General features: G+C 69.8%; 3 protein-coding genes. 2 read left to right on the top strand and 1 reads right to left on the bottom strand.

The window, feature by feature from the left end; all coding sequences use genetic code 11:
• Nucleotides 1-705, top strand: a 705-nt coding sequence (locus RT567_RS16375) for an SDR family NAD(P)-dependent oxidoreductase (protein ID WP_313577262.1), incomplete at its 5' end; no start/stop codon positions are given.
• Between the two features lie 16 nt (nt 706-721).
• Here the strand turns inward: RT567_RS16375 and RT567_RS16370 are convergent.
• On the bottom strand, nt 722-1420 hold the full coding sequence (locus RT567_RS16370) for a MarC family protein (RefSeq protein WP_313577261.1): 699 nt from the start codon (nt 1418-1420) through the stop codon (nt 722-724).
• Nucleotides 1421-1517: 97 nt separating this feature from the next.
• Here RT567_RS16370 and RT567_RS16365 point away from each other — a divergent pair.
• On the top strand, nt 1518-1913 hold a 396-nt coding region (locus RT567_RS16365; RefSeq protein WP_313577260.1), incomplete at its 3' end, for an orotidine 5'-phosphate decarboxylase / HUMPS family protein.

The raw sequence follows: 1913 nt of genomic DNA, 5'->3' as shown, positions 1-1913 counted from the left end.
ACCGCTCGGCGCGAAGCGCCGCTTCAGGCCCTGGCCGAGGAACTGGTCGCCGCCTATGGCGCCGCCGCGACCGTCATCACCGCCGATCTGGCCGAGCCCGAGGCGCCTGCGCGTCTGGTTGAAGCGATCGCGGCGCGAGGCCTGAACGTCGACGGCCTGATTAACAATGCGGGCTTCAGCCGCACCACGGGCTTTCTGACGACCGATCCGGCGGACCATGCCGCCATGATCCGGGTCATGCTGACCGCGCCGGTCGAGCTGTCGCGCCTGTTGCTGCCGGCCATGGTCGCGCGCGGCTGGGGCCGGGTGCTGAACGTGGCTTCCCTGGCCGGACAGATGCCGGCGACGGGCGGCGACACCCTGTACGGCCCGATCAAGAGCTTCCTGATCAAGGCGTCGCAGGGGCTGTGGCTGGAGACGCAAGGGACCGGCGTGCACGTCACCGCCCTGTGCCCCGGCTACACCTATACCGAGTTCCACGACGTCAACGGTTCGCGCGAACAGGTTTCGGCCGCCTATCCCAAGTGGATGTGGATGGACGCCGACCGCGTGGCGCGCATCGGCTGGGATGCGGTCGAGGCCAATCGGCCGCGCGTGACGCCGGGCTTCGCCAACAATGTGCTGGCGGCGCTGGGCGGGCTGCTGCCCGACGCCCTGGCGCTGAAGATGGTCGGCGGCCACGCCAAACGGCTGGACCGCCTCTGACGCCCCAGGCGAGAGCTTAGTGGCCGCCGGACGGGTAGGGGGTGGTGACGCCCGCGCTGAACATCCCCGGCAGGGCCTCGCCCAGGCCCATCAGGATGAACTGGATCGCCAGGGCGCACAGGATCAGACCCAGCACCCGCACCACGATGGCCATGCCGACGTCGCCCAGGATGCGGCTGATCGGGCCGGTGGCGGCGAAGCACAGGAAGGTGACGACGCAGGCGGCGACCATGGCGGTCAGCGAGGCCGCCGTGCCCGCCGCGCCCAGCTTCTGGGCCTCGCCCGACTGGATGATGATGGCCGAGATGGCGCCCGGTCCGATCATCAGGGGAATGGCGAAGGGCACGATCAGGCGCTTGAACCGGCGCTTGGCGTAGCCGCGCACGTCCTGGGCGTCGGTCGCGGCGTCGGCGTCGGCGAAGATCTTGAGGAAGTCCTCGCGGGCCATGTCCAGGCCCAGCAGCAGCAGCAGGATGCCGCCCGCGATGCGGAAGGCCGCCAGCGAAATGCCGAAGAACTGCAGCAGGCCCAGGCCCGTGAAGAAGAAGAAGCCGAGGAAGACCGCCGCGAAGGCGCAGATCATGGCCGAGACGGTGATGCGCTGACGCAGGGAGGCGCCCGCCGTGGCCGCTGCGAAGATCGGCACATTGCCGATCGGGTCCAGCAGGGCGAACAGCGCCACGAACAGGTTGACCCCCAGATCGACCGCGTTCATTGCTTCATCCCGCCCTTAAAACCCGCCGCGCGACCGCGACCCCTTGTCTCACCTATCGGGGCATCCGCGCGCGCCTGCAAGCCGCCGAGAGCCGGAAATGTCGCAAGATCGCCCTAATCGCCCCTTCGACCCGCGCGTGATCTGCGCCCTGGACGTGCCGACGACCGATGAGGCGCGCGCCCTGGTCGCGCGGATCGGCGACGCGGTCGGCTTCTACAAGGTCGGGCTGCAGCTGTTCGCCTCGGACGGCATGGGGCTGGCGCGCGAGCTGAAGGCGTCGGGCGCCCAGGTGTTTCTGGACTGGAAGCTGCACGACATCGGCGCGACGGTGGAGAAGGCGACGGCGGTGCTGGCGAACGCGGGCTGCGACCTGCTGACCGTTCATGCCCGGCCGCAGGTGTTGGCGGCGGCGGCGCGCGGCGCGGCGGGCTCGGACCTGAAGATTCTGGGCGTCACCGTTCTGACCAGCCTGACCGACGAGGATCTGAAGGCC

The organism is Brevundimonas sp. (assembly GCF_032107865.1).
In the GTDB taxonomy this organism is placed as follows: domain Bacteria; phylum Pseudomonadota; class Alphaproteobacteria; order Caulobacterales; family Caulobacteraceae; genus Brevundimonas.
This window is presented reverse-complemented; position numbering and strand designations above follow the sequence as displayed.

Bases quoted from the DNA above. Each gene is read 5' to 3' on its own strand.
- RT567_RS16370 (WP_313577261.1), bottom strand. From the start codon at position 1,420: ATGAACGCGGTCGATCTGGGGGTCAACCTGTTCGTGGCGCTGTTCGCC.